Genomic DNA, 26,342 nt, shown 5'->3' with positions numbered 1-26,342 from the left:
AACGCTGTAGGATCAGCGCTTCGAACGCCCCCGAGATGAACACTCGGGGGCGTCTGAATCAGGCCGGTTGAGCCTGGGACGACAGCGGTTGCAGCGGCAGCAACGGCGCGTGAGGATCAGCTTTGATCGATTCACGCCAAGCGCCGAGCCACTCGGCATGACCTTCGCTCCAGACCTGCTCATGCAGGCGAGCCAGGGCCACCGGGTCGCTGAGCAAGGCCAGGCGCTCGCTGTTGTTGAGGCCGGCAGGGCCGACTTTCAACGCGTGGCGAACACGCTCAAGGCGCAAGTACTCGATCGGCTCCGCCTCGCGGTGACGCGAGGTCGCCAGGGCACAGGCCAAGGCGTTCTGCTGCGGATCGACTACCGAACGCACAAACCCATCATTCAGGGCGTGCCAACGATTTTCGTGGGTGTACTTCTCGGTCGACAGCAACGCTTGCGGCGGATTGTATTCCTCAGGAATCAGGAACAGGCTCTCGTCGCGAGACTTGAGGCCCAGCTTGACCCGGCTGGAAATCACCGACACCGGGATCGACAGCATCAGCGAACCGACGATCGGAATCAGCCACCACAGGAAGCTTGGGTTCAACCACACCACCAACAGCGCCCACAGGAAGCCGAGCACGGTTTGCGGACCGTGGCGCTTGACCGCTTCACTCCATGGCGTGGAGTCGTCGTCACGCTGCGGCGAGTTCCAGGTCGCAGCCCAGCCGAGGAACGCGGCGAGTACGAAGCGGGTGTGGAAGATCATCCGCACCGGCGCCAGCAGCATGGAGAACAGCATCTCCAGCAGCATCGACAAGGTCACCTTGAACTTGCCGCCGAACTCTTTCGCGCCCTTGGCCCAGATCAGGATGATGCTCAGCAACTTCGGCAGGAACAGCAGCACGATAGTGGTGGAGAACAGCGCCACCGCCTTGTCCGGATGCCATTGAGGCCACAGTGGGTACAGCTGGCGTGGTGCCATGAAGTACTGCGGTTCCATCAAGGTGTTCACCGCCAGCAACGCCGTCGACAGCACCAGGAAGAAGAACCATAAAGGCGCCGACAGGTAGGACATCACGCCGGTCAGGAACACCGCACGGTGCACCGGGTGCATACCCTTGACCAGGAACAGGCGAAAGTTCATCAGGTTGCCGTGGCACCAGCGACGGTCACGCTTGAGTTCATCCAACAGGTTCGGCGGTAGCTCTTCGTAACTGCCCGGCAAGTCGTAGGCAATCCACACGCCCCAGCCGGCACGGCGCATCAGCGCAGCTTCAACGAAGTCGTGGGAGAGGATCGCACCGGCGAACGCGCCTTTCCCCGGCAATGGCGCCAGGGCGCAGTGCTCGATAAACGGCTTCATGCGGATGATCGCGTTGTGACCCCAGTAGTGGGATTCACCCAGTTGCCAGAAGTGCAGGCCGGCCGTAAACAGCGGGCCATACACGCGGGTGGCGAACTGCTGCATGCGCGCATACAGGGTGTCCATGCCCGACGCCCGTGGCGCGGTCTGGATAATCCCGGCATCCGGCGTGGCTTCCATCAAGCGCACCAGGCTGGTCAGGCATTCGCCGCTCATCACGCTGTCGGCGTCGAGAACGACCATGTACTTGTAGTCACCGCCCCAACGACGGCAGAAGTCGTCGAGGTTGCCGCTCTTGCGCTTTACGCGACGGCGACGGCGGCGATAGAAGATCTTGCCGAAACCACCGGCTTCGCGGCACACGTCGAGCCAGGCTTGCTGCTCGGCGATACAGATATCAGCGTCGTTACTGTCGCTGAGCACGAAGAAATCGAAGCGATCCAGGTCACCCGTGGCGGCCACCGATTCGAACGTCGCACGCAGACCGGCGAATACCCGGGGCACGTCTTCGTTGCAGATCGGCATCACCAGCGCGGTGCGGGCGTCTTTCGGAATTGGCTCGTCGCCGGCACTTTTACCGGAGATTCGGTATTTATCGTGACCGGTGAGCAACTCCAGGAAGCCCATCAATGCAGTCCAGAAACCAGCCGACACCCAGCAGAACAAGATCCCGAACATGATCAGGATGCTGGTTTGCAGGGCGTAAGGCAGTACTTGGGTGGCGGTTTGCAGCAGCGTCTGGTTACGAACTTCGTCGAAGTCGACCAGCGACCAGCCTTGGTACGGCATGATGCCTTTCATGTACCAGCCGGCAATGATGGTCTGGCCGAGCATCAGCACCAGCAGGATGTAACGACGGATCGAACCCACGGTGCGCCAGCGCGCCGCCGGCAATACACGTTCATCCTTCGGCGGGGCCGGAGGGTTGGTACGACCGGTCAGCCGGCGCCAACCGCGCACCAGAATGTTGGTACGCCAAGGCTCAGGCACCACTTTGGTCCGACGAATCGGCGGCGTGGCCTTCAGGCAAACCCGACCACTGGCGTCGAGCGCCAGCATTTCCGCGTCTTGCAGCTCTTCGGCGGTGTTGAGGGTCAGCCGGCGGCCAACCGACGCTTGGGCAGCGTCGGTCGGTGCGTCGAAGGCCTTGGACGACAAGCGTTCGTGCAGTTCGCTGAAGGATGTGCAGCCCGCCAGTTCGGCGCGCTGCTCAGCAGTCATCGGGAGATGCGCCAGGTACTCGGACAGAGTCTCGGGCGTGGCTTGGGAATTACTCATCGGCAGGCAACTGATAGCTCCAGGTTTCGGTCAGGACTTGTTCTGTCTTGGCCGGCTCCGGTGTGGCTGGGGCAGCTTCTGGCTGCTTGGCTTCCTTGTCTTTCGCGTCTTTCTTGGCCTGCTTTTCGTGCTGTTTAGCGAGCACTTTGTCAGCCTTGAGCACTTGGGTCGAAACCTTCTCAGGCTCAGGCTTCACGATGTCCTGGACCAGGGCCGCACGCATTTCGGTCGGTTTGCCTGCGTCCTTGATCTTCATACGCAGGGTCAGACGCCAGCCTTTGGTGTGCTCGTTGTAGCGCACGCTGTTCTCAACGATCTCGGCGTTGTCGCCAACGCTGACCTGGCTGCGAACCGGCGCATCAGACGGCAGGGCTTTCAGGGACGGGCCCTCGAAGTCCACCAGGTAGGCCACGCTGCCATCGGGTTGACGGATCAGGTTGGACTGTTTCACGTCACCGGTGGAACGCAGGGTCTGCTTGACCCAGGCGCTGTCGGTCGGGTGCAGGGCCTTTTCGTCCATGGTCCAGTGCAGGCGGTAGCTGACGTTCAGCGGTTCGCCGACTTTAGGCAGCTCGGCCGGGCTCCAGAACGCAACGATGTTGTCGTTGGTTTCATCGGCGGTCGGAATCTCTACCAGGTCGACGGAACCCTTGCCCCAGTCGCCTTCAGGCTCGATCCAGGCGCTTGGGCGCTTGTCGTAGTTGTCGTCCAGGTCTTCGTAGTGGCTGAAGTCGCGGCCACGCTGCAGCAAGCCGAAACCACGCGGGTTCTCTACGGCGAAGTTGCTGACCGACAGGTGTTTAGGGTTGTTCAGTGGGCGCCAGATCCACTCGCCGTTACCGGCATGGATCGACAGGCCGCTGGAATCGTGCAGTTCACGACGGTAGTTGAGCACCTTCGACGGCTGGTTCGCGCCGAACAGGTACATGCTGGTCAACGGAGCAACGCCCAGTTTGGTGACCTTGTCACGCAGGAACATCTGCGATTTGACGTCGACAATGGTGTCGGTGCCAGGGCGCAGGGTCAGGCGATAGGCACCGGTAGCCCGAGGCGAGTCCAGCAAGGCAAAGATCACCAGCTGTTTTTCACCCGGTTTTGGACGCTCGATCCAGAACTCAGTGAAGCGCGGGAATTCTTCGCCGGACGGCAATGCCGTGTCGATCGCCATGCCACGGGCGGACAGGCCATAGGACTGGCCCTTGCCAACGACGCGGAAGTAGCTGGCGCCGAGCATGGTCATGATTTCGTCTTGCTTGTCAGCCTTGTTGATCGGGTACAGCACACGGAAACCGGCATAACCCAGTTGTTCGGTGGCTTTAGGATCAAACTTCACGTCGCCGAAATCGAAACGAGTCGGGTCGTATTTGATTTCCTGGACGCTGTCGGCAGTGACTTCGTTGATTTTCACCGGCGTGTCGAAGTGCATGCCCTGGTGATAGAAGGACAGCTTGAACGGCGTGTTCTGATCAGCCCACTCGGCTTTCTCGTTGCGGAAACGAATTTTTTGGTAGTCAGCGAATTTCATTTCGCGGAATTCGTTTGGCAGATTGCTGCGCGGAGCTTCGTATTTCTGCCCGGCCAGCTCTTTTGCCTTGGCCGACACATCATCCAGACTGAATGCCCACAGTTGACCCGCGCCGAACAGGCAAAACAGGGCAGAGCCCGTCACCAGTGCGTTTCGTAACCGTTTGGCAGACAATTTTGGTGCATTACAGGGACTAACAATCACGAGCAACCCTCGCCGAAAACAGATCAAAAAACCAACGGCCAGCTATCTATATGCCAGGTTGGCGAGCATTGTTCCGACTCCCCTGGGGCTAAATGATTCCCCAACGGCTGCCGGACAAGTCTCTACCTAAGTCAAAAATGGACCAAACAACGCTGATCCCCGTAGCGCGCGATTATCTAGTAGCCCGCGAGACAACGCATCAGGGACAACGAAGTATTTGTAGCGAAATCCTGCGTTTTTAGGCATTAAAAGTCGTTTTTAATACATTCACGTCTGTAAGAGGAAGGTCACAGGGCCATCATTGACCAAATGCACCTGCATATCAGCGCCAAAACGCCCCGACGCCACCTTGCCATGCAATTGTTGCGCTTGTAACAGCAAGTGATCGAAAAGCGCTGCACCCAAGGCCGGTGGGGCCGCAGTAGAGAAGCTCGGACGCAGCCCGCTTTTGGTATCCGCCGCCAGAGTGAACTGTGACACCAGCAGCAAACCGCCGCCGATGTCCTTCAAGGACACGTTCATCTTGCCCTCTTCGTCGCTGAACACCCGATAGTTAAGCAGCTTGTGCAAAAGTTTGTCGGCGCTCTCGGGCGTATCGCCAGGTTCGACGGCCACCAACACCAGCAAACCCTGATCGATCGACCCCACTACTTCGCCCGCGACCTCAACCCGGGCGCCACGCACCCTTTGCAACAGGCCCTTCATGCTTCTTCTGGCGGCAAGTCAAGCAGGCGCCGTGCCATCTCGCCGGTCGCACGCACCAACGCATCAGTGATTCCCGGCTCGGATGCCGCATGGCCAGCCTCGCGGATCACTTGCAGTTCGCTGTTGGGCCACGCCTGATGCAGCTCCCAGGCGTTATCCAGTGGGCAGATCATATCGTAGCGGCCGTGAATGATTACGCCAGGCAGATGGGCGATCTTGTGCATATCGCGAATCAGCTGGTCAGGTTCCAGGAAGGAGTTGTTGGTGAAGTAGTGGCACTCGATACGCGCGATGGACAGGGCGCGCTGGGGCTCGGCAAACCGCTCGACCTGCTGAGGGTTCGGGCACAGGCCCAACATGCGACCTTCCCAGGTGGACCAGGCCTTGGCCGCATGCATCTGGGCAATCTGGTCGTTGCCGGTCAGGCGCTTATGGTAGGCCGTGAGCAGGTCGTGGCGTTCTTCTTGAGGGATCGGGGCAAGGTAGTCCTGCCAGTAATCCGGGAACATACGGCTGGCGCCGGCCTGGTAGAACCACTGAATGTCTTGGGGACGGGCCAGGAAAATACCGCGCACGATCAGGCCATGGACCCGCTCTGGGTGGGTTTGCGCGTAGGCCAGGGCCAGGGTCGAACCCCAGGAACCGCCGAACAACACCCATTTCTCGATGCCCAAGTGTTCGCGGATGCGCTCGAGGTCGGCGACCAGGTCCCAGGTGGTGTTGTTTTCCAGGCTGGCGCGAGGGGTGGAGCGACCGCAACCACGCTGGTCGAAGGTGACAATGCGGTACAGGCTCGGATCAAAGTAGCAGCGACTGTTGGCATCACAACCGGCACCAGGGCCGCCGTGGATGAATACGACGGGCAAACCTTCGGGGGAGCCACTTTCATCGACATACAGCGTGTGGGTTTCATCGACTGCCAGATCGTGCCGGGCGTAGGGTTTGATCTGCGGGTACCAAGTCTGCATTGCGCGCTCCGTAGGGTGTCGGGTTCATCCCTGGGGGGACGTCTATTATTTTGCCGTCTGGCATCATAAACCCGAATTGTGCAATGAGCATGTCCTTGAGCGCTTAGACCTGTGTCAGCCCTTCGCTCCTCAGGTAATACAACAGATAGTCGTACAACTGATCCACCTCCGGCACTTGGCCGCGCGCCCTTAGGCAGCCATGGATCAGGCCTTTCCCGGGATAAAGCACCGCTGCTACGCCCGCCGCCTGAAGGCGTTCGGCGTAGAGCATGCCGTCATCACGCAGCGGGTCAAACTGCGCCACGGCGATCAATGCCTTGGGCAAATCGCTGAAGTCTTCAGCCAGCAGCGGCATGGCATAGGACGACGGCTGGCCCGCACCCAGCAGGTAGAGCGCCAGATAGCAGTCTGTGTCGGCGGTGGTGAGCAATGGCGCATCCCTGCAATCGCGGCGTGATGGCAAATCGGCCGGGCCACCCAAGCCTGGATAGATCAACACTTGGGCCCGGGGCCGCGGCTGGCCGTCATCCCGCAGGCCCAGGCACAACGCCGCCGCCAGATTGCCGCCCGCGCTGTCACCTGCCACCACCAGACGCCGGAGATCAATGGCGTACGGCCCCTGCCCCGCCTGGATCGCTTGCCACACCGCGCGGCAATCTTCGTAAGCCGCTGGGAATGGGTGTTCAGGCGCCAGGCGGTAATCGATGGCGATCACCAGCACCTGTAACGCGCTGGCCAGTTCGAAGCAAATGAAGTCATGGGAATCCAGCCCGCCGACCACCCAGCCGCCGCCGTGCATATAAAGGAGGCAGGGCCAGCCATCAACCGGAGTGGGAGTCGTAGGCTTATAGCTACGCACCTTCACCCCACCCAGTGAAAAGTCCGAAACTTGCAGTCCTGGCGGCTGTGGCGGGGTAAATGCTTGGCACATGCGGTCGTAGCCTTGGCGTAATCCTGCCAGCGACGAGTCGTCACTGGTGAAGGACTCGGTTTTGGCGACAAAGGCGGCAAGCTGCGGAGAGATCGAATACATGCGCAAATATCCCTGACGCTGGAGATCCAAACGTGTTGTTTTATCTGACAAGTTCGGCTCAGGGTTTGAGGCTGGCCTGCACCGCTGCCACGCCATCCTTGCCATCAAACGCCGTGACCCCGGCCAACCAGCGCTGCAAATCCTCAGGGTGATCACGCAGCCATTGCTTGGCCACATCCTGGGGCGACTGGCGCTCCATGATCGGCACCATCAACTGGCTTTCCTGGGCGGCGGTGAAGGTCAGGTTTTCCAACAGTCGATTGGCGTTGGGGCAGCGCTCTGCGAAGTCCGGCGCGGTGACGGTGGAGACCGTGGCGCGACCTTCGTCAGGGCCGAACACATCTTCACTGCCGGTGAGGTAGGCCATTTTCATGTTGATGTTCATCGGGTGCGGGGTCCAACCGACAAACACCACGAACTCCTTGCGGTTCACCGCGCGTTGCACCGCCGCCAGCATGCCCGCTTCACCCGAGGCGACCAGCTTGAAGCCGCCGAGGCCGAAGTGGTTGGTGTCGATCATTTTCTGGATATCGGTATTGGCGCCGCTACCGGGCTCGATGCCATAGATCTTGGCGCCCAACTTGTCTTTGAAGCGGGCGATATCGGCAAAGGTCTTCAACCCGGCATCGGCCACGTATTGCGGCACGGCCAGGGTGGCCTGGGCGTCGGCAAGGCTGGGTTTATCGAAGACTTTGACCTGTTTGGCCGCCAGGAACGGTGCGATGTTGTTATCCATCGCCGGTTTCCAGTAGCCGAGGAAAACATCCAGACGCTTGTCGCGGATGCCCGCGAAGATGATCTGCTGCACAGCGCTGGTCTGTTTGCTGTCGTAGCCCAGGCCGTTGAGTAACACATCAGCCATGCCCGAGGTGGCGATCACGTCGGTCCAACTGACCACGCCCATGCGCACGGCTTTGCAGGAGGCCGGCTCGGCGGCCATGGCGTGTGCACTGAGCAGTGCGGCGCCGGTGAGGGTCAACAGGTAACGGTTGAACAGTCTTTTCATGAAAGAGGTCTCACTCGGCAGCTTTTATTGTGGGGAGTGGCGTCTGACGCGCCGTACCCACAACCTTACCCAGCGAGACCTCTATCAACACGACCTGTGGCGACCGGCAGTTGCACTGCGGCGACTGTGAGGCTTGCCGGCGATAGCCATTTCAGCCGTAGCGCTTTTGCCCCCAAGCCAGGAACCCTTCCAGCAACTGCTTCAACACCACCTGGGTTGGCTCGGCCAAATCCGTCCGATAACGGAACGGCTCGAACTCTTCCATATAAGCGCTCTGGCACAACTCCAACTGCACGGCGTGGATGTCCTGCGCCGGGTTGCCGTAGTGCCGGGTGATATGGCCACCCTTGAAGCGCCCGTTCAGCACATGGGTGTACTGGGGATATTTGGCGCAGATGGCTTCGAGCTGGCTGGCCAACTCGGCGTCGCAGGCAGCGCCATTGAAGGTGCCGAGGTTGAAGTCCGGCAGTTTGCCATCGAACAGGTGCGGGATCACCGAGCGGATCGAGTGCGCATCGAACAGCAGCGCATAGCCGAACTCGGCCTTGAGCCGGGCCAGTTCCTCTTGCAGCGTACGGTGGTATGGGCCCCAGACCTTTTCCAGGTAGGTTGCGCGCTCTTCCTTTGACGGCTCCAGACCTTCGCGGAACAACGGCACGCCGTCAAACAGCGTCGCCGGGTACAAACCGGTGGTGGCGCCGACATACAACGGTTTGTCGTCGGACGGCCGGTTCAGGTCGATCACAAACCGCGAGTACTCGGCCGCCAAGGTGCTGGCACCGAGCTCTTCGGCAAAGTCATACAGCGTGGGGATGTGCCAGTCGGTATCCGGCAGGCTCTGCGCCTCGGGGATCAACCCGGCCTGCACCGCAGGCGTGAGACGCAGCCCGGCGTGGGGCATGCTGATCAGCAGCGGCACGCGGCCTTTTTTGAAGTTCAGAACCTTGTCCACAGCATTGCTCCTCAAACAGTGACGTCGACGCCGTGGCGCACGACGCGTTTATCCAGCTCGCCGCCCAGCCAGTAGGCAAGGTCGGCGGGGCGATCAATCTGCCACGCGACAAAATCCGCGACCTTGCCCACTTCCAGAGACCCATGGGTGTCACCCATGCCCAGCGCGGTGGCCGCATGCTGGGTGGCGCCGGCCAGGGCTTCTTCCGGGGTCATGCGGAACAAGGTGCAAGCCATGTTCAGCATCAAGCGCACCGACAACGCCGGTGAGGTGCCGGGGTTGAGGTCGCTGGCTATAGCGATCTTCACACCGTGCTTGCGCAGGACCTCCATCGGCGGCAACTGGGTTTCACGCAGGAAGTAGAAAGCGCCCGGCAGCAAGACGGCGACGGTGCCAGAAGCGGCCATGGCGATGGCGTCTTCTTCGGTCATGAACTCCAGATGGTCCGCCGACAACGCGTGGTAACGCGCCGCGAGGCTGGAACCGTGCAACGACGACAGCTGCTCGGCATGCAGTTTCACCGGCAGGTCCAACTGCTGGGCAACCTTGAACACGCGCTCCACCTGTTCGGTGGAAAACGCTAGGTACTCGCAGAAAGCGTCGACCGCATCCACCAGCCCTTCCGCCGCCAAGGCTGGCAACATCTCGGCGCAGATGTGATCGATGTAGTCATCGGCACGGTCCTTGTACTCCGGCGGCAACGCGTGCGCCGCGAGGCACGTGGCGCGCACGCTGACTGGCAGCGCTTCGCCGAGACGACGCGCAACCCGCAACATCTTGCGTTCATTGGCCAGGTCCAAGCCGTAGCCGGACTTGATCTCAACCGTGGTCACGCCGTCACGCAGCAAACTGCGCAGGCGCTTTTCAGCGCTGGCAAACAGTTCATCTTCTGTCGCGGCGCGGGTGGCGCGCACCGTGCTGGCAATACCGCCCCCTTTGGCCGCGATTTCGGCGTAGCTCACCCCTTCAAGGCGCTGCTCGAATTCGCCGCTGCGATTGCCGCCAAACACCGTGTGCGTGTGGCAGTCGATCAGCCCGGGGGTAACCCACGCGCCTTGCAGGTCGTGAACCTGCGCATAGTCTCCCTCCGGCAGATCGGCCAAGGGGCCGATCCACTCGATGAGCTGACCTGCGGTGACCATGGCGGCATCCTCGATGATCGAGTATTTGCCGTGGGCCATGGTTGCGACGTGGCAGTGTTGCCAAAGCGTTTTCATCAACGCCTCCCTAAGTTATCGATGAGACAAAACCGGGTCGTAATGGACCTTGGCCGCTTGCCCGGCAGCGGGTTTGACCCACAACAGGTAGGCGACGACCAACAGCACGATCCACACGGCGCCGACCAGCAATGCAGCCTGGGTGTCCGGGAAGTAGCCCAGCACGCCAAATACAAACAACATGAACACGATGGCCGCCGCAGGCGCATAAGGCCAGAACGGTACCGGGAATTTCAGCTCGGCGACTTGCTCTTTAGTCATCGAGCGGCGCATCGCGACCTGGGTGAACAGGATCATCAGCCAGACCCATACGGTGGCGAAGGTGGCAATCGAGGCAATCACCAGGAACACGTTTTCCGGGATCAGGTAATTGAGCACCACGCCGCCGAGCAGCGCCGCGCCCATCACCACCACGGTCATCCACGGCACGCCTTGTTTGGACAGCTGGGCAAAACCCTTGGGCGCCTGCCCTTGCTGGGCCAGGCCGTACATCATGCGGCCGGCGCCAAAGATGTCACTGTTGATGGCCGACACCGCCGCCGAGATCACCACGATATTGAGAATGGTCGCCGCCGAGCCGATGCCCAGGTTGCTGAATATCTGTACGAACGGGCTGCCCTGGGTGCCGATCTGCGGCCACGGGTAGATCGCCATCAACACAAACAAGGTCAGCACGTAGAACAACAGGATGCGCAGCGGCACGGCGTTGATCGCCTTGGGGATCACACGTTGCGGGTCCTTGGCTTCACCGGCGGTGATGCCGATGATTTCGATGCCGCCAAACGCGAACATCACCACCGCAAACGAGGCGATCAAACCGCCAACGCCGTTGGGCATAAAGCCGCCGTGGGCCCACAGGTTGCTGAGGCCGCTGGCTTGGGTGTCGCCGGCAGTGTGAATGCCGAACAGCATGATGCCGAAGCCGCCCAGGATCATCGCGACAATCGCGCCAACCTTGAGCAGCGACAGCCAGAACTCCATCTCGCCAAACACTTTGACGTTGCACAGGTTCAGGCCGCCGATCAAAAACACGATGCCGAGCACCCAGACCCAACGTGCGACTTCGGGAAACCAGAAGCCCATGTAGATGCCGAAGGCGGTCACGTCGGCGAGGCAGACGATGATCATTTCAAACGCGTAGGTCCAGCCGAGGATAAAGCCGGCCATGGGGCCCAGGTAGGTGCTGGCGTACTGGCCGAAGGAGCCGGCCACCGGGTTGTGCACGGCCATTTCACCCAGGGCGCGCATCACCATGAATACCGCGGCGCCGCCGATCAGGTAGGCCAACAACACGGCGGGACCGGCCATCTGGATGGCGGACGCGGAGCCATAGAAAAGCCCGGTACCGATCGCCGAGCCCAGAGCCATAAAGCGAATATGTCGGGCGTTGAGCCCGCGTTTCAAACCCTTTTCTTGCGTGTGCATTTCTCGTCCCTAATTATTTTTATAAGAAGAGGATCGTTCCCACGCTCTGCGTGGGAATGCATCCTGTGACGCTCAGCGTCACGGCTCTAAAAGTAGACGCAGAGCGTCCAGGGCGGCATTCCCACGCAGAGCGTGGGAATGATCAGTTACAGGCTTGGCAGCAACTTGGCCGGCACCAGTTCATTCAGGCAGCGGCTGGCAAGCAGCTCGCTGGCGGCGTTGATGTCAGGTGCAAAGAAGCGGTCCTTTTCATAGAACGCCACTTTGTCGCGCAGAATGCCGCGAGCCTTTTCAAGCTTGGTCGAGGTTTTCAAGCCGTCGCGCAGGTCCAGGCCCTGGCACGCTGCCAGCCACTCAACCGCCAACACACCACGGGTGTTCTCGGCCATTTCCCACAGGCGCTTGCCCGCAGCCGGCGCCATCGAAACGTGGTCTTCCTGGTTGGCGGAAGTCGGCAGGCTGTCCACGCTATGCGGATGAGCCAGCGCCTTGTTCTCACTGGCCAACGCTGCTGCTGTCACCTGGGCGATCATGAAACCGGAGTTCACCCCGCCATTGCCCACCAGGAACGGCGGCAATTGCGACATGTGCTTGTCCATCATCAGCGAGATACGGCGCTCGCTCAGGGAGCCGATTTCCGCGATGGCCAGCGCCATGTTATCAGCGGCCATGGCCACCGGTTCCGCGTGGAAGTTACCGCCGGAGATCACGTCGCCTTCGGCTGCAAACACCAGCGGGTTATCCGACACGGCGTTGGCTTCCACCACCAGCACTTCGGCGGCCTGGCGGAACTGGGTCAGGCAGGCGCCCATGACTTGCGGCTGGCAGCGCAGGGAGTACGGGTCTTGTACTTTGTCGCAGTTCTGGTGCGACTGGGAGACCTGGCTGCTTTCGCCCAGCAGGTCACGATAGGCCGCAGCCGCATCGATCTGCCCACGTTGGCCGCGAGCGGCGTGAATACGTGCGTCAAATGGCGAACGCGAGCCCAGCACCGCTTCCACGGTCAGGGCGCCGCAGGCCAGGGCGCCCGCGAACAAATCTTCGCCTTCGAACAGGCCACGCAAAGCATACGCGGTAGATACCTGGGTGCCGTTGAGCAGCGCCAGACCTTCTTTGGCGGCGAGGGTCAGCGGGGTCAGGCCGGCGACTTTCAGCGCTTCGGTGGCCTCAAGCCATTCGCCCTTGTAGCGCGCCTTGCCTTCGCCCAGCAGCACCAGGGACATGTGGGCCAATGGCGCCAAGTCACCGGAAGCACCCACTGAACCTTTCAGAGGAATATGCGGATACACCTCGGCGTTGATCAGCGCGATCAGTGCGTCGATCACCTGGCGGCGAATCCCGGAGAACCCACGGCTCAGGCTGTTGACCTTGAGCACCATGACCAGCCGCACCAGCGCATCGCTGATCGGCTCACCGACACCGGCGGCATGGGACAGCACCAGCGAACGCTGGAGGTTTTCCAGGTCTTCGCTTGCGATGCGGGTCGAGGCCAGCAGGCCGAAACCGGTGTTGATGCCGTAAGCGGTGCGGTTCTCGGCGAGAATCTGCTCCACGCAGGCAACACTGGCTTCGATCTGCGCCGTGGCGCTGTCATCCAGGCTGAGGGTTACCGGCTGCTGGTAGATGGCCCGCAGTTGGGAGAGGCTCAGTTGGCCTGGAATCAGATTTAGCGCAGTCACATTCATGCTCCTTTTGAGAGTGTTGTTAACTACCAGTCGCTCCGGATGCTTCCGTTATCCGCCGCGGTGTTCTTTTAGAACGACTCGCGGCTTGGCACGCTGGTTATTGTTGGAAAAACGTTCAGTGCAAATTCGGCAAGGTGCGGTGCAGCAGGTTGGCATCCTTGAGCAGTGCGGCCGCCGTCGCGATGTCCGGCGCCAGCCAGCGGTCTTGTTCGTAAGGCGAGACCTTTTCACGCAACAGGCGCCAGGCGCTGTCAGTACCCGCGCCGAAACGCTGGTCCTTGAGAAACTCAAACGCCTGGGCCGCCAGCAGGTACTCAATGGCAAGGATCTGGGTGACGTTGGCCAACAATTGATGCAGCTTGAGCGCGGCATTGGTGCCCATGCTCAGATGGTCTTCCTGCAGGCCCGAGGTGACAAAGTTGTCGAGCACCGCCGGTTGCGCCAACTGGCGGTTTTGCCCACACAGGGAGGCGGCGACGTACTGCACGATCATCATCCCGGAGTTGACCCCGGGGTTGCTGACCAGGAACGCCGGCAGACCACTGACGTGCGGGTTGATCAGGCGGTCCAGGCGACGCTCGGCCACGGAGCCGATTTCGGCCATCGCGATGGCGAGCATGTCGGCCGCCAGCGCCACGGATTGTCCGTGGGGGTTGGCCTGGGACACCACGCGGTAGTTGTCCGGTGTGCCGAGCACCAACGGGTTATCGGTGGCGCTGTTGAGTTCGGTCTCGATCTGACGAGTGGCGTGTTCCACCTGGTCGCGCGCCGCGCCATGAATCTGCGGGATCGAGCGGATGCTCAGCGCGTCCTGGGTACGGATGCCTTTGCTGCTGGCGATCACTTCACTGCCGTCGAGCAAGGCGCGCAGGTTGATGCCGACTTGTTGCATGCCCGGGTGCGGCTTGAGGGCGATGATGGCTTCGTCGAAGGCGTCAATCTGACCGCGCTGGGCCTCAAAGCTCATGGCACCGATCACGTCGGCCCATTGCAGCAAATGATGCGCGTCAGCCAAGGCCAGGCAGCTCAGGCCGGTCATGCACGGCGTGCCGTTGACCAGGCACAGACCGTCCTTGGCACCCAGTACCACCGGCTGTAAACCTTCGGCGCTCAGGGCCTGTTGCGCCGGGACGACCTGGCCCCGGTAGCTCACATTGCCAACACCCAGCAAGGTCACGCCGACATGCGCCATGTGGGTCAGATAACCCACCGAGCCCTGGGACGGCACTTGCGGCGTGATGCCGTGGTTGAGCAGCGCCAGCAACGAATGCACCACCTGCGGATGCAGGCCGGATTTGCCGTGGCTGTAGTTGATAATTGCCGCACAAATGATCGCACGCGTTTGCTCATCGCTGAGTACCGGACCGACGCCGCAGGCGTGGCTCAGCAAGGTATTACGCGACAGTTGGCTGAGTTGCTCGCCCTTGAGCGACACATTGCACAGCGCGCCCAGACCGGTGTTCACGCCATAGGCGCGCTCACCGCTGGTGACGATGCGCTGCACGATGGCCTGGGCATTGTCGATACGCGCCCAGGCGTGGCCCGAGAGTTCGAGAACAGCACCGTGACGGGCCACGGCGACCACGTCCTGCCAGCGCATGGGGACGTCGGCGATGATGATTTTTTCAGCCAGGGACATCTTCATACCTTCTTCAATTTGATCGTTCCCACGCTCTGCGTGGGAATGCCACCTGGGACGCTCTGCGTCCCGCTGTCATCCGGATCAGACCACCGCCGCCCGCCGCTGTACAAACCGATCCACATACTCATCCGCCGGCGAATGCAGGATCTCGCGAGGCGTGCCGACCTGGATCAGCTTGCCGTCCTTGAGAATTGCAATGCGATTGCCGATGCGCACGGCCTCGTCGAGGTCGTGGGTGATGAACACGATGGTTTTGTGCAGGGTCTTTTGCAGCTCCAGCAATTGGTCCTGCATCTCGGCACGAATCAGCGGGTCGAGGGCACTGAACGCTTCATCCATCAGGATGATGTCGGTGTCGGCCGCCAGGGCGCGGGCCAGGCCGACGCGCTGACGCATGCCGCCGGAGAGCTGATGCGGGTATTTGTTTTCGTAGCCTTTGAGGCCCACGGTTTCGATCCAGTGCAGCGCGCGTTCGGCGCAGACCTGCTTGGTTTCGCCGCGCACTTTCAGGCCGTAGGCAACGTTGTCGAGCACGCTCTTGTGGGGCAACAGGCCGAAGCTCTGGAACACCATGCTGATCTTATGTCGACGGAATTGGCGCAGGGCTTCCATGTCCAGTTTCAGGATGTCTTCGCCGTCCACCAGGATCGCGCCGCTGGTGGGGTCGATCAGGCGGTTGAAGTGACGCACCAGGGTCGACTTGCCGGAGCCCGACAGGCCCATGATCACGAAGATCTCACCGGTGCCGATGCTCAGGGACAAGTCGTTCACGCCGACCACGCAACCGGTCTCGGCCAGTACCTGGTCCTTGGTCTTGCCCTGGCCGACCATGGCCAGTGCATCCTTGGAACGGGCGCCGAAAATCTTGAAGACGTTTTTTACTTCAATTTTGCTGACAGTAGTCATTTGCTCGCCTCGTGCCGTGGACGACCATAGGCCTGGGTAATGCGGTCGATGACCACTGCAAGAATCACGATCGCCAGCCCGGCTTCGAGCCCACGGCCAACGTTGAGAGTCTGGATGCCGACGAGTACGTCTTCACCCAAGCCACGGGCGCCGATCATCGAGGCGATCACCACCATCGACAACGCCATCATGGTGGTCTGGTTGATACCGGCCATGATGCTTGGCAGTGCCAGCGGCAGCTGCACGCCGAACAGTTGCTGCCAGCGGTTGGCACCGAAGGCATTGATGGCTTCCATGACTTCGCCGTCGACTTGGCGAATACCCAGATCCGTCAGGCGAATCAGCGGCGGCGCGGCGTAGATCACCGTGGCGAAAATCGCCGGGACCTTACCGAGGCCGAACAGCATCAGCACCGGGATCAGGTACACGAAGCTGGGCATGGTTTGCATGATGTCGAGCAGCGGCATCAGCACCGAACGCAGGCGATTGCTACGCGCCGAGAGGATGCCCAAGGGAATGCCGATCAGCACCGAGATCACTGTGGCGACCATCATCAGTGCCAAGGTTTGCATCAGCTTGTCCCACAGGCCAACGGCGCCCACCAGGAACAGCAAACCGACGATCACCGCCGTGGTCACCACCTTGCGGGTGGCGTGCCAGGCGACACCACCGACGATGGCCAACATCAGCCACCAAGGCGCCGCGCGTAGCAACCCTTCCAGGTTGACGATGGCCCATAACAGGGTGTCGGAGATGTGCCGGAACACATCGCCGTAGTTGGTAACCAGTGAATCCACCCAACCGTTGACCCAGTCGGCAATGGAAAACGTAAAACGCTCAGGAAACATATCGTGCTCTCGATCCAGTGGGTTGTGGCCGGGCGCCCGGTTGCCTGTTAAAGCAACCGGGAACGCTCAACCTACAAGGCCGCGTCGATTTTCTTGGCTGCGTCGTCGCTCACCCATGCGTGCCAGACTTCAGGATGTTCCTTGAGGAAAATTTTCGCCAGTTTTGGCGATTCAATTCGCTCTTTAGCCATGCGACCGAGGTTCTGGTTCAGCAGGTCGATCGGCAGGTTGACCTTTTCCAGCACCGCCACCAGTTCCGGGGCTTGCTCGTGGAACGTCTTGGACAAGCCGACCTTGATGCTCACGCTTTTATCCACACCGGGCTTTTCTTCCAGCTTCACCAGATCAACCTGGCCCATCAGCGGGGTAGGCGACCAGTAATAGAACAGGATCGGTTCGCCACGCTTGTAGCTCGACAGCACCGCTGCATCCAGCGCCGGGCCGGTGCCAGGGCGGAAGTTGGTGTAGGTGCTTTCCAGGCCGTAGCTTTTCAGCATCTCGCTGTTGTCCAGCTCGCAGGTCCAACCGGCCGGGCAGTTGTAGAAACGGCCTTTGGAAGGTTCTTCCTGGTCCTTGAACACCGAGGCGTACTTGGCCAGGTCGGCGATGTTTTTCAGGTCCGGCGCCTTGGGTTCCAGCTTGCGCTTGGCGTCGCCTTCGATCACATAACGCGGCACGTACCAACCTTCGACAGCGCCGATAACAGGGGCACCGACGCCGACGACTTTGCCGGCCTTCTCGGCCTTGTTCCAGACTTCGCTGCGGCCGACCCACTCTTCGGCAAACACTTGAATGTCATTGCTGCTCAGGGCGTTTTCCATAGTGATGGAGTTACCCGGCAGGCTGTCGGTTTTGCAGTCGTAGCCTTTTTCCAGAACGGTTTGCAGGATGTCCGTGAGCAACATGCCGCTTTCCCAGTTCAGACCGGCAAATTTCACCGGTTTACCCGATTCGCACCAACCTGCCGCCTGGGCGCTTGCACTTGCCAGTACGCCTGCTGAGAACAATGTGGCCAACAGGGTCTTATTCATTTTCATTGTTGTGACGCTCCCAATCTTGAAATGGATTACGGCAGTCAGTAGGCATCCTGCCCTGTCCACGTCCCATCAGGCCTGTGCAGCCAGCCCGTTTGTCGTTGGTATAGCGCCCTGCTCTACCGGCAGGATCAGTTTTTCAGGTATTGCGCTGTGCCACTTTTTCGCGGCCCAGTAATAAAGCGCAGCAGGCACCACCAGGCCGATGATCCAGGAGATATCGGTGTCGCCAAGGCTGGCGACCAGTGGGCCGGTGTAGAAATGCGTGGAGATGAACGGCATCTGGATCAGCACGCCGAACACATAGATGCTGATGCCCATCAGGTTCCAGCGGCCGTACCGACCATTGGGATTGGACAGCGCCGGAATGTCGTAGCGCTCTTTGGTGATGCAGTAGAAGTCCACCAGGTTGATCGCGCTCCATGGCGTAAAAAACGCCAGCAGGAACAGGATGAACGCGGAGAAATCCTTGAGGAACGAGTCCTTGCCCAGCAACGCCAGCGCGGCGGCAATCGACACCATCAGGAAGATGTACAGCAGGCGCACCGCACTCGAAATGTGCCGGCTGCCACGAAAGCCGCTGATGATCGTCGCGATCGACATGAAGCTGCCGTAGGCATTGAGCGTGGTCACGGTGACCTTGCCGAAGGCGATGCTGAAATACAGCAGCGCCGCGACAATGCCGGTGCCACCCAGGCCGACGATAAACGAGACTTCGTGGTGGGCGAATTGCGAACCGGCCAAGGCCGCTGCGAACACACCGAACACCATCGACGCCTGCGCACCGATCACTGAACCCAGGCCAACCGCCCAGAAGGTTTTCTTGGCCTCAGTGCTGCGCGGCAGGTAGCGCGAGTAGTCCGCCACATAAGGGCCGAACGCAATCTGCCAGGACGCCGACAGCGAAATCGCCAGCAGGAAACTGCTCAGGGAAAAGTGCTTGTTGCCCAACAACGCGCCGATGTCGTTACCGGCCAACAGCTTGTAGAACAGGTACGCGAACGCAATCACGCCAAGCACGCTGGCAATGCGGCCGATGCCATGGATAACCCGGTAGCCGAAGATGGTGAACACCATGATCAGCCCGGCGAACAACACAATGCCGACCCAGTCTTCCACGTGCAGCAGCTGCGCCACCGCCTGCCCCGCCAGCAATGAGCCGCTGGCCGAGAAACCGATGTACATCAGGCACACCAGCACCAGCGGGATCACCGCTCCATACACACCAAACTGCACCCGGCTGGAGATCATCTGCGGCAAGCCCAATTGCGGGCCTTGCGCCGCATGCAGCGCCATGACGCCGCCGCCCAGCAGTTGACCGATCAACAGACCGATCAACGACCAGAACACATCACCGCCCAGCACCACGGCCAAGGCCCCGGTGACGATGGCAGTGATCTGCAGGTTGGCACCCAGCCACAGGGTGAACTGGCTCAATAGACGACCGTGTCTTTCCGCTTCCGGGATGTAGTCGATCGAACGCCTTTCGATCAACGGGGTGGTGCTTGCACGTGCGTCATTTGCAGCCATGTGTGTTCAACCTCTGATGGATTGTTTTTCGGGTGGTGCCGGCTTACTTGATCATTGGGAGATTGAGGCCCTGCTCCTTGGCGCAGTCGATCGCGATCTGGTAACCGGCGTCTGCGTGACGCATCACACCGGTGGCCGGGTCGTTGTGCAGCACGCGGGCAATCCGCTCGGCCGCTTCGTCGGTACCGTCGCAGACGATCACCATGCCGGAGTGCTGGGAGAAGCCCATGCCTACGCCGCCGCCGTGATGCAGCGAAACCCAGGTCGCGCCGCTCGCGGTGTTGAGCAAGGCGTTGAGCAGTGGCCAGTCGGACACGGCGTCGGAACCGTCCTGCATGGCTTCGGTCTCGCGGTTCGGGCTGGATACCGAGCCGGAGTCCAGGTGGTCACGGCCGATCACAACCGGCGCCGACAGCTCGCCGCTGCGTACCATTTCGTTGAATGCCAGGCCCAACTTGGCGCGCTGACCCAGCCCAACCCAGCAGATACGCGCCGGCAGGCCCTGGAAGCTGATGCGCTCGCGCGCCATGTCCAGCCAGTTGTGCAGGTGGGCGTCGTCGGGGATCAGTTCTTTGACTTTGGCGTCGGTCTTGTAGATGTCTTGCGGGTCGCCCGACAGCGCAGCCCAACGGAACGGGCCGATGCCACGGCAGAACAGGGGGCGGATGTAGGCCGGTACGAAACCTGGGAAGTCGAATGCGTTTTCCACGCCCTCTTCCTGGGCCATCTGACGGATGTTGTTGCCGTAGTCGAAGGTCGGGATGCCTTGCTTCTGGAATTCCAGCATGGCTTTTACATGCACGGCCATCGACTGCTTGGCGGCCTTGATCACGGCGGCAGGCTCGGTCTTGGCGCGGGCGCGATATTCGTCCCAAGTCCAGCCGGCCGGCAGGTAGCCGTTGAGCGGGTCGTGGGCGCTGGTCTGGTCGGTGACCATATCGGGGCGCACGCCGCGCTTGACCAGTTCCGGCAGGATTTCAGCCGCGTTGCCGAGCAGCGCGATGGAGATGGCCTTGCCTTCTTTGGTGTATTTGGCGATGCGAGCCAGTGCGTCGTCGAGGTCGGTGGCTTGCTCGTCGACATAGCGGCTGTTCAAGCGGAAATCGATACTGACCTGCTGGCATTCAATGTTCAGCGAGCAGGCGCCGGCCAGGGTTGCAGCCAATGGCTGGGCGCCGCCCATACCGCCGAGGCCGGCGGTGAGGACCCAACGGCCGGTCAGGTCGCTGTTGTAATGCTGGCGACCGGCTTCGACGAAGGTTTCGTAGGTGCCTTGGACGATGCCCTGGCTACCGATGTAGATCCAGCTGCCGGCGGTCATCTGGCCGTACATGGCCAGGCCCTTGGCATCCAGTTCGTTGAAGTGTTCCCAACTGGCCCAGTGTGGCACCAGGTTGGAGTTGGCGATCAGTACGCGTGGTGCGTTGCTGTGGGTCTTGAACACGCCGACCGGTTTGCCGGATTGCACCAGCAGGGTTTCGTCGTCGTTCAGGTTGGTGAGGCTTTCGACGATCTGGTCGTAGCACTCCCAGTTGCGCGCTGCACGGCCGATACCACCGTACACCACCAGTTCTTTCGGGTTCTCGGCCACTTGTGGGTCGAGGTTGTTCATCAGCATGCGCAGCGGCGCTTCAGTCAGCCAGCTTTTGGCGGTGAGCTTGTTACCGCGAGCGGCGCGGATTTCAACGTCACGGTATTTTGTAGGCTTGGTCACAACTCAGACTCCTCAGCGATCGATGCGCGAACATGATTGGTGCGAAGAGTACTCTTACGCACACATCTCTACTTGTACATACAAGCATATGCAATCAAGCGGCCAACTTTCTGCGCGAGCTGTTGAGAATTTTTTGGAATGGGTGTGCGAGCCTTGAAAAATAAGGCTTAGGGGTTTGATGAAATTTCTTTCGGAGGAGTTTTGCAGCAGAGGAGGTTTGTCACTTCAGCATGGTTTTGCGCCACGCTGGGGCGTTCGGTAACAAATTGGTGCGCAGGCTGGAAACAAATCGTGTGAACACCACAAAACAAATGTGGGAGCGGGCTTGCTCGCTCCCACATTTTTTAACCGCGTGTAGTCAGTTCGATAATGCAGCTGCGGCCAGCTACGGCGATGTCCAACAGCCCAGTGTTACCGTCCACCTGCAGACAGTCGTGATGGCCCAGCACCTGGTCCAACACCTTCACTTCATCAGCAACGCTGAACACCAATACAGTCTGCGCCGTGCTGAAAAAGCGCTGCACGCCATCCACCCACTGCAACCGCGCGTGGTAACGCTGCGGCGAGTAGATCAGGTTGAAATCGCGAATCGGCCCGGAGATCAAGCGGCAAGACACTTGGCTTTCACCCTTGAAGGCGAAAGGTTGCAGCGGTAACAACCCACGCTGCTCTTCGCCATCCACCGTCAGGACCATGCCCGCGCCTTTGATCACCGTGATAACGCGCTGATAGCCGGCGAATGTGGAGAACCCACCCGACTCACCAATGTCGGCAATCGACAGGCGCCAGCCAAAACCATCCAGGCCTGTGCCTGCGTCACGGGTAATTTCTTCGGTGCTGCCGCCGCCGTTTTTCCACGGCATGCGCACGTAATCGGCGGCGCGCCAGACTTTCACTGCACTCATTTACTGAAACGTCCTTCCAGGCTGTGACGGGAACCGGGGTGGATCAAACGCGCAGCGGTCACCGGCTGGCGACCCGACCAGGTACGTCGACGAATCAACAGGCACGGCTCGCTCGGCTCGATCTGCAACAACTTGCACTCGGCGGCATCGGCGAGGATCGCTTCGACCACGTGCTCGCCTTCAGTCAGCGGTGCCACTTGGTTCAAGTAGGCGTAGGGGGTTTGCTGGGTGAAATCCTGCTGCAGGTATTCCGGTGCAACCAGGGCGTTGACGAAGCGGTCTTCGATTTGCACGGGAATGTCGTTTTCGAAGTGCACGATCAGCGAATGGAATACCCGCCCGCCTTCGCGCATTTCCAGGGCAACCGCGCGCTCGGAGCCGGCGGCCTCTTCGCCCAGCGTGATGACTTGGCAGGTATGGCGATGACCGCGGGAAGCGATCTCATCGGCAATGTTGTGCACTTCAAACAGCGCCGACTGGCTCTTGGGCTCAGCGACGAACGTACCGACGCCTTGCATACGCACCAGCAAACCTTCGGCGGTAAGCTCGCGCAAGGCGCGGTTGATGGTCATGCGGCTAAAGCCCAACTGGCTGACCAGTTCGCTTTCGGACGGCACGCGGTAATGCGGCGGCCAGTTGCCGTTGAGGATCTGCTGGCTGATCATCTGTTTGACGCGGGCATACAAGGGCGCCGGACTTTCGTCCATGTGGGCAGCCAGCGAAGACTTGGCAGGCGGAGTCGGCACAGGGAATCCTTGCAGGTTGAAAAGATGCATAGATTGCCGGAGTTTACCGAGCAGGCAAACGTCTGTATATGTATATACAAATAAACACACGACCGGGGTGCCTTGATCATGTCCGCTTTCTTTGCCGAACGCGCGCTGCTGCCTAATGGATGGGCCAACGATGTACGCTTTGAAGTCAGCGCCGACGGCCTGCTGACCCACGTTGAACCCAATGCCAGTGCAGACGGCGCCGAACGGCTCAGAGGCCCGGTGTTGGCGGGCATGCCGAATCTGCACTCCCATGCGTTCCAACGCGCCATGGCCGGTTTGGCCGAAGTGGCCGGCAACCCGAATGACAGCTTCTGGACCTGGCGCGACTTGATGTACCGCATGGTCGGCAAGATCAGTCCCGACCAACTGCACGTCATCGCGCGCCAGCTGTATATCGAGATGCTCAAGGCCGGCTACACCTCGGTGGCCGAATTTCATTACGTGCACCACGACGTCAGCGGCCAGCCGTATGCCGACCGCACTGAGTTGTCGCGACAAATCAGCCAGGCAGCCGCCAGCAGTGGTATCGGCCTGACGCTGCTGCCGGTGCTCTACACCCACTCCGGGTTTGGTGGCCAGCCTGCGAATGAAGGCCAGCGACGGTTTATCAACAGCACTGAAAACTATCTGGAGCTGCAAGCGCAACTCAAGCCAATCCTCGCCGCGCAACCGACGCAGCAGTTGGGCCTGTGCTTCCACTCCCTGCGCGCCGTCACGCCGCAACAAATCAATGAAGTCCTGGCCGCCAGCGACAAGGCTTGCCCGGTGCACATCCACATCGCCGAGCAGCAGAAAGAAGTCGACGACTGCCTGGCCTGGAGCGGCAAACGTCCGCTGCAATGGCTGTATGACAACGTCGATGTCGATGAGCGTTGGTGCCTGGTACACGCCACTCACGCCAACCCCGAAGAAGTGACGCGCATGGCCAAGAGCCGCGCAATTGCCGGTTTGTGCCTGACCACTGAAGCCAACCTGGGCGACGGGATTTTCCCGGCGGTGGATTTCCTCGCCCAAGGTGGGCGTATGGGTATCGGCTCCGACAGCCATGTATCACTGAGCGTGGTGGAAGAACTGCGCTGGCTGGAATACGGCCAACGCCTGCGTGATCAGCGGCGAAATCGCCTGTATCGCAGTGATCAGCCGATGGTCGGCCGCACGCTGTTCGATGCCGCGCTGGACGGTGGTGCCCAGGCGCTGGGCCAGCCAATTGGTCGGTTGGAAGTGGGCAAGCGCGCAGACTGGCTGGTGCTGGATGGCAACGATCCCTACCTGGCGACGGCGACCGAGGATGGGATTCTCAATCGTTGGTTGTTCGCCGGTGGTGATCGGCAGGTCCGCGATGTGCTGGTAAACGGAAAGTGGGTGGTGCGGGATGGGCGCCATGCTGGCGAGGAAGAAAGCAGCCGGGCGTTCACTCAAGTATTGAGAGATCTGCTGGGCTAACAGGCAACACATAACAAATGTGGGAGCGGGCTTGCCTGCGATGCAGTTACCTCGGTACATCAGGTACACCGAGTTGATGCCATCGCAGGCAAGCCAGCTCCCACATTTTGATTGGCGGCGATCGCAAAATTACTGCGAGGTTTTGGCCATCTGCTTGTCCGACGTACGCCAGATCAAACGAGTCGTGTCATAACCCTGCTGACGCGCCCTGCTTTGCAGGTCTTCGAGGGTATCGGCGCTGACCGTCGGGGTCCGGGACAACAACCACATATAGCGCCGGTTCGGGCTGCCGACGATGGCGGTCTTGTAGTCATCGCTGACGTACAACACCCAGTAATCGCCCTTGGCGACGCCCGGCAGCAGCGACGTAAACCAGTTATTGAATTCCACCCAGAGCTTGTCGGTCTTGCCGGACACTTGCGGCGTGGCCGTGCCCTTGGCCTCTTCCCATTTCCATTCGGTCGTCAGGCAGCGGTTGAACACCGACATGTCGCCATCAGGCAGCAAGGTATAACGGGCTTCGGACTGCGCGCAATTGCGCTGGAAGTACATCGGCAATCGGGCCAACTCATACCAGGTGCCCTGGTAACGCTTGAGGTTGACGTTGCCGGCTGTCTTGGGTTGCAGATCATCGCCAGAATGGCTGGCGCAGCCCGCCAAAAACAGGCTGGCACAAAGGTATAAAACAAAACGCATCATTCTTTTTCTCCCGTAGGCTCGCGCCCCGGTTTACTTCAGGCCTTGCCCGGAAAACATCAGAACTTTGTCACCGGCGTACTGCACGCTGATAAAGCTGTTTTTATCGCCCCAGGTGCAACTGGACATGCCCAGTGCGCCGGAACAATCGCTCGGCTTGCCCAGCAACGACTCCACCTCAGCCTTGGCCATGCCAGCCGAGAGCTTCGCGTAATTTTCTTGGTTGACCTTGCTGCAAGCGGCCAATAGCACGCAAAAAGCCAGCAAAGCGAGACGGCGTAACGACATGGAAAAACTCCTGGAGAGAAGAAGCAGCTGGGGTGTCTGCCAGAAGCTTAGAAGGGAAAAGGGGTGTCTGGTTCCCGACAAGCAAAAACAAAAAAGCCCCGAAAACGCTGAAACGTTTCGGGGCTTTTTTAAGGGTGAACCGGCTCACAACAACGCCGGCCACTTATCGCACAGACTTACTTCTTGTGATAAGCCGTCACACGCTCAACTTCTTCCTTCGAACCCAGGAATACCGCCACACGCTGGTGCAGGCCTTCCGGCTGGATGTCGAGGATACGCTGGTGGCCGTCGGTGGACGCACCGCCCGCCTGCTCAACCAGGAACGACATCGGGTTGGCTTCGTACATCAGGCGCAGTTTGCCCGGTTTGGACGGCTCGCGGCTGTCACGTGGGTACATGAACAGGCCACCACGGGTCAGGATACGGTGCACATCGGCCACCATCGCGGCGACCCAGCGCATGTTGAAGTTTTTCTTCAACGGGCCTTCCTCGCCGGCCATCAGCTCGCCCACGTAGCGGGTGACGGGTTCTTCCCAGTGACGCTGGTTGGACATGTTGATCGCGAATTCCTGGGTGGAGGCAGGAATGGTGATGTCTTCGTGGGTCAGTACGAAGCTGCCCATTTCACGGTCCAGGGTGAAGCCTTTGACGCCGTCGCCCAGGGTCAGCACCAGCATGGTCTGTGGGCCGTAGATTGCGTAACCGGCAGCCACCTGCTCGGTGCCTGGCTGCAGGAAGGCCTTTTCGTTCAGGGCTTCGTTCTGGCTCAGGTATTCGTTCGGGCAACGCAGTACGGAGAAGATGGTGCCGACCGGTGCGTTGATGTCGATGTTGGACGAACCGTCCAGTGGGTCAAACACCAGCAGGTAGGCGCCTTTCGGGTATTTACCCGGGATCTGGTAGGCATTGTCCATTTCTTCGGACGCCATGCCGGCCAGGTGACCGCCCCATTCGTTGGCTTCGAGCAGGATCTCGTTGGAGATCACGTCGAGCTTCTTCTGCACTTCACCTTGGACGTTTTCAGTGCCCATGCTGCCCAGGACACCACCCAGTGCGCCTTTGGACACGGCGTGGCTGATTTCCTTGCAAGCACGCGCCACCACTTCGATAAGGAAGCGCAGATCGGCAGGCGTGTTGTTGCTGCGGGTCTGCTCGATCAAATAGCGACTCAGGGTAACGCGGGACATGGAAGGCTCCGGAAAATGGGGGGC

General features: G+C 60.5%; 21 protein-coding genes and 1 pseudogene. 1 reads left to right on the top strand and 21 read right to left on the bottom strand.

The annotated features are described in order from the left end of the window. Positions 1–41 precede the first annotated feature (41 nt). The 18 genes and pseudogenes from mdoH to hutC form a co-directional block, all read right to left on the bottom strand. Positions 42–2,629 (bottom strand): annotated as a pseudogene (gene mdoH / locus BFL40_RS00925) (glucans biosynthesis glucosyltransferase MdoH); the annotation flags it as partial. Then, the gene (locus tag BFL40_RS00920) at positions 2,622–4,358 is read right to left on the bottom strand and encodes a glucan biosynthesis protein G (RefSeq protein ID WP_071482731.1); all 1,737 of its coding nucleotides are present in this window, start codon (positions 4,356–4,358) and stop codon (positions 2,622–2,624) included. The gene BFL40_RS00920 and the pseudogene mdoH, both read right to left, overlap by 8 nt. Before the next feature lie 267 nt (positions 4,359–4,625). Next, positions 4,626–5,063 carry a D-aminoacyl-tRNA deacylase gene (dtd, locus tag BFL40_RS00915; RefSeq protein WP_071482635.1) on the bottom strand — a complete coding sequence of 146 codons (438 nt, stop codon included), beginning with the start codon at positions 5,061–5,063 and terminating at the stop codon, positions 4,626–4,628. Beyond that, positions 5,060–6,031 (bottom strand): prolyl aminopeptidase, encoded by a 972-nt coding sequence (gene pip, locus BFL40_RS00910; protein ID WP_071482634.1) that lies wholly within the window; start codon positions 6,029–6,031, stop codon positions 5,060–5,062. Before pip ends, dtd begins: the two co-directional genes overlap by 4 nt. Positions 6,032–6,134: 103 nt before the next feature. After that, entirely contained in the window at positions 6,135–7,064 is a 930-nt protein-coding gene (locus BFL40_RS00905; protein WP_071482633.1) for an alpha/beta hydrolase, read from the bottom strand. 58 nt (positions 7,065–7,122) lie between these two features. Then, on the bottom strand, positions 7,123–8,070 hold the full coding sequence (locus tag BFL40_RS00900; protein ID WP_071482632.1) for a choline ABC transporter substrate-binding protein: 948 nt from the start codon (positions 8,068–8,070) through the stop codon (positions 7,123–7,125). Positions 8,071–8,221: 151 nt separating this feature from the next. Beyond that, the gene (gene hutG, locus BFL40_RS00895; protein WP_071482631.1) at positions 8,222–9,022 is read right to left on the bottom strand and encodes an N-formylglutamate deformylase; all 801 of its coding nucleotides are present in this window, start codon (positions 9,020–9,022) and stop codon (positions 8,222–8,224) included. A gap of 11 nt (positions 9,023–9,033) precedes the next feature. Next, on the bottom strand, positions 9,034–10,239 hold the full coding sequence (gene hutI, locus BFL40_RS00890) for an imidazolonepropionase (RefSeq protein WP_071482630.1): 1,206 nt from the start codon (positions 10,237–10,239) through the stop codon (positions 9,034–9,036). 15 nt (positions 10,240–10,254) lie between these two features. Next, positions 10,255–11,664: an amino acid permease gene (locus tag BFL40_RS00885; RefSeq protein WP_071482629.1), complete on the bottom strand. Its 1,410-nt coding sequence runs from the start codon at positions 11,662–11,664 to the stop codon at positions 10,255–10,257. A gap of 146 nt (positions 11,665–11,810) precedes the next feature. Then, a complete protein-coding gene (gene hutH / locus BFL40_RS00880; RefSeq protein ID WP_139213518.1) occupies positions 11,811–13,349 on the bottom strand; it encodes a histidine ammonia-lyase in 1,539 nt (512 codons plus the stop codon). Between the two features lie 115 nt (positions 13,350–13,464). Next, entirely contained in the window at positions 13,465–14,988 is a 1,524-nt protein-coding gene (gene hutH, locus BFL40_RS00875; protein ID WP_071482729.1) for a histidine ammonia-lyase, read from the bottom strand. An 84-nt stretch (positions 14,989–15,072) separates the two neighbouring features. Further along, entirely contained in the window at positions 15,073–15,897 is an 825-nt protein-coding gene (locus tag BFL40_RS00870; protein WP_071482628.1) for a quaternary amine ABC transporter ATP-binding protein, read from the bottom strand. Next, the gene (locus BFL40_RS00865; protein WP_071482627.1) at positions 15,894–16,745 is read right to left on the bottom strand and encodes an ABC transporter permease; all 852 of its coding nucleotides are present in this window, start codon (positions 16,743–16,745) and stop codon (positions 15,894–15,896) included. Before BFL40_RS00865 ends, BFL40_RS00870 begins: the two co-directional genes overlap by 4 nt. Before the next feature lie 71 nt (positions 16,746–16,816). Beyond that, positions 16,817–17,782, bottom strand: a complete 966-nt coding sequence (locus BFL40_RS00860) for an ABC transporter substrate-binding protein (protein WP_071482626.1) — start codon at positions 17,780–17,782, stop codon at positions 16,817–16,819. Between the two features lie 69 nt (positions 17,783–17,851). Next, positions 17,852–19,309 (bottom strand): purine-cytosine permease family protein, encoded by a 1,458-nt coding sequence (locus BFL40_RS00855; protein ID WP_071482625.1) that lies wholly within the window; start codon positions 19,307–19,309, stop codon positions 17,852–17,854. 43 nt (positions 19,310–19,352) lie between these two features. Then, positions 19,353–21,023: a urocanate hydratase gene (gene hutU / locus BFL40_RS00850; protein WP_016972277.1), complete on the bottom strand. Its 1,671-nt coding sequence runs from the start codon at positions 21,021–21,023 to the stop codon at positions 19,353–19,355. Between the two features lie 344 nt (positions 21,024–21,367). Then, complete coding sequence (locus tag BFL40_RS00845) at positions 21,368–21,928, bottom strand: HutD/Ves family protein (RefSeq protein ID WP_071482624.1); 561 nt, start codon at positions 21,926–21,928, stop codon at positions 21,368–21,370. Then, entirely contained in the window at positions 21,925–22,635 is a 711-nt protein-coding gene (gene hutC / locus BFL40_RS00840; protein WP_173668614.1) for a histidine utilization transcriptional repressor HutC, read from the bottom strand. The genes BFL40_RS00845 and hutC overlap by 4 nt, the downstream gene beginning before the upstream one ends. Before the next feature lie 147 nt (positions 22,636–22,782). Here hutC and BFL40_RS00835 point away from each other — a divergent pair, with 147 nt between their 5' ends. Continuing rightward, positions 22,783–24,147 (top strand): formimidoylglutamate deiminase, encoded by a 1,365-nt coding sequence (locus BFL40_RS00835; RefSeq protein WP_071482623.1) that lies wholly within the window; start codon positions 22,783–22,785, stop codon positions 24,145–24,147. A gap of 129 nt (positions 24,148–24,276) precedes the next feature. Here the strand turns inward: BFL40_RS00835 and BFL40_RS00830 are convergent, their stop codons facing one another. The 3 genes from BFL40_RS00830 to BFL40_RS00820 form a co-directional block, all read right to left on the bottom strand. After that, complete coding sequence (locus BFL40_RS00830) at positions 24,277–24,846, bottom strand: lipocalin family protein (RefSeq protein ID WP_071482622.1); 570 nt, start codon at positions 24,844–24,846, stop codon at positions 24,277–24,279. Positions 24,847–24,876: 30 nt separating this feature from the next. Continuing rightward, positions 24,877–25,131, bottom strand: coding sequence for a hypothetical protein (locus tag BFL40_RS00825; protein ID WP_071482621.1), 255 nt, complete (start codon positions 25,129–25,131; stop codon positions 24,877–24,879). 176 nt (positions 25,132–25,307) lie between these two features. Then, on the bottom strand, positions 25,308–26,318 hold the full coding sequence (locus BFL40_RS00820) for a class 1 fructose-bisphosphatase (RefSeq protein ID WP_003237460.1): 1,011 nt from the start codon (positions 26,316–26,318) through the stop codon (positions 25,308–25,310). Positions 26,319–26,342: the final 24 nt, after the last annotated feature.

It is taken from the genome of Pseudomonas costantinii (assembly GCF_001870435.1).
Lineage (GTDB): Bacteria > Pseudomonadota > Gammaproteobacteria > Pseudomonadales > Pseudomonadaceae > Aquipseudomonas > Aquipseudomonas costantinii.
The sequence above is the reverse complement of the archived record's forward strand: the minus strand, read 5'-3'. Positions and strand labels throughout refer to the sequence as shown.

Excerpts from the sequence above, each read along its gene's own strand:
- BFL40_RS00870 (WP_071482628.1), bottom strand. The coding sequence starts at position 15,897 with ATGACTACTGTCAGCAAAATTGAAGTAAAAAACGTCTTCAAGATTTTC.
- BFL40_RS00905 (WP_071482633.1), bottom strand. The coding sequence starts at position 7,064 with ATGTATTCGATCTCTCCGCAGCTTGCCGCCTTTGTCGCCAAAACCGAG.
- pip (WP_071482634.1), bottom strand. The coding sequence starts at position 6,031 with ATGCAGACTTGGTACCCGCAGATCAAACCCTACGCCCGGCACGATCTG.
- BFL40_RS00855 (WP_071482625.1), bottom strand. The coding sequence starts at position 19,309 with ATGGCTGCAAATGACGCACGTGCAAGCACCACCCCGTTGATCGAAAGG.
- hutC (WP_173668614.1), bottom strand. The coding sequence starts at position 22,635 with ATGGACGAAAGTCCGGCGCCCTTGTATGCCCGCGTCAAACAGATGATC.
- BFL40_RS00820 (WP_003237460.1), bottom strand. The coding sequence starts at position 26,318 with ATGTCCCGCGTTACCCTGAGTCGCTATTTGATCGAGCAGACCCGCAGC.
- dtd (WP_071482635.1), bottom strand. The coding sequence starts at position 5,063 with ATGAAGGGCCTGTTGCAAAGGGTGCGTGGCGCCCGGGTTGAGGTCGCG.
- BFL40_RS00900 (WP_071482632.1), bottom strand. The coding sequence starts at position 8,070 with ATGAAAAGACTGTTCAACCGTTACCTGTTGACCCTCACCGGCGCCGCA.
- BFL40_RS00885 (WP_071482629.1), bottom strand. The coding sequence starts at position 11,664 with ATGCACACGCAAGAAAAGGGTTTGAAACGCGGGCTCAACGCCCGACAT.
- BFL40_RS00865 (WP_071482627.1), bottom strand. The coding sequence starts at position 16,745 with ATGTTTCCTGAGCGTTTTACGTTTTCCATTGCCGACTGGGTCAACGGT.
- BFL40_RS00830 (WP_071482622.1), bottom strand. The coding sequence starts at position 24,846 with ATGATGCGTTTTGTTTTATACCTTTGTGCCAGCCTGTTTTTGGCGGGC.
- hutI (WP_071482630.1), bottom strand. The coding sequence starts at position 10,239 with ATGAAAACGCTTTGGCAACACTGCCACGTCGCAACCATGGCCCACGGC.
- hutH (WP_071482729.1), bottom strand. The coding sequence starts at position 14,988 with ATGTCCCTGGCTGAAAAAATCATCATCGCCGACGTCCCCATGCGCTGG.
- BFL40_RS00825 (WP_071482621.1), bottom strand. The coding sequence starts at position 25,131 with ATGTCGTTACGCCGTCTCGCTTTGCTGGCTTTTTGCGTGCTATTGGCC.
- BFL40_RS00835 (WP_071482623.1), top strand. The coding sequence starts at position 22,783 with ATGTCCGCTTTCTTTGCCGAACGCGCGCTGCTGCCTAATGGATGGGCC.
- BFL40_RS00860 (WP_071482626.1), bottom strand. The coding sequence starts at position 17,782 with ATGAAAATGAATAAGACCCTGTTGGCCACATTGTTCTCAGCAGGCGTA.
- BFL40_RS00845 (WP_071482624.1), bottom strand. The coding sequence starts at position 21,928 with ATGAGTGCAGTGAAAGTCTGGCGCGCCGCCGATTACGTGCGCATGCCG.
- hutH (WP_139213518.1), bottom strand. The coding sequence starts at position 13,349 with ATGAATGTGACTGCGCTAAATCTGATTCCAGGCCAACTGAGCCTCTCC.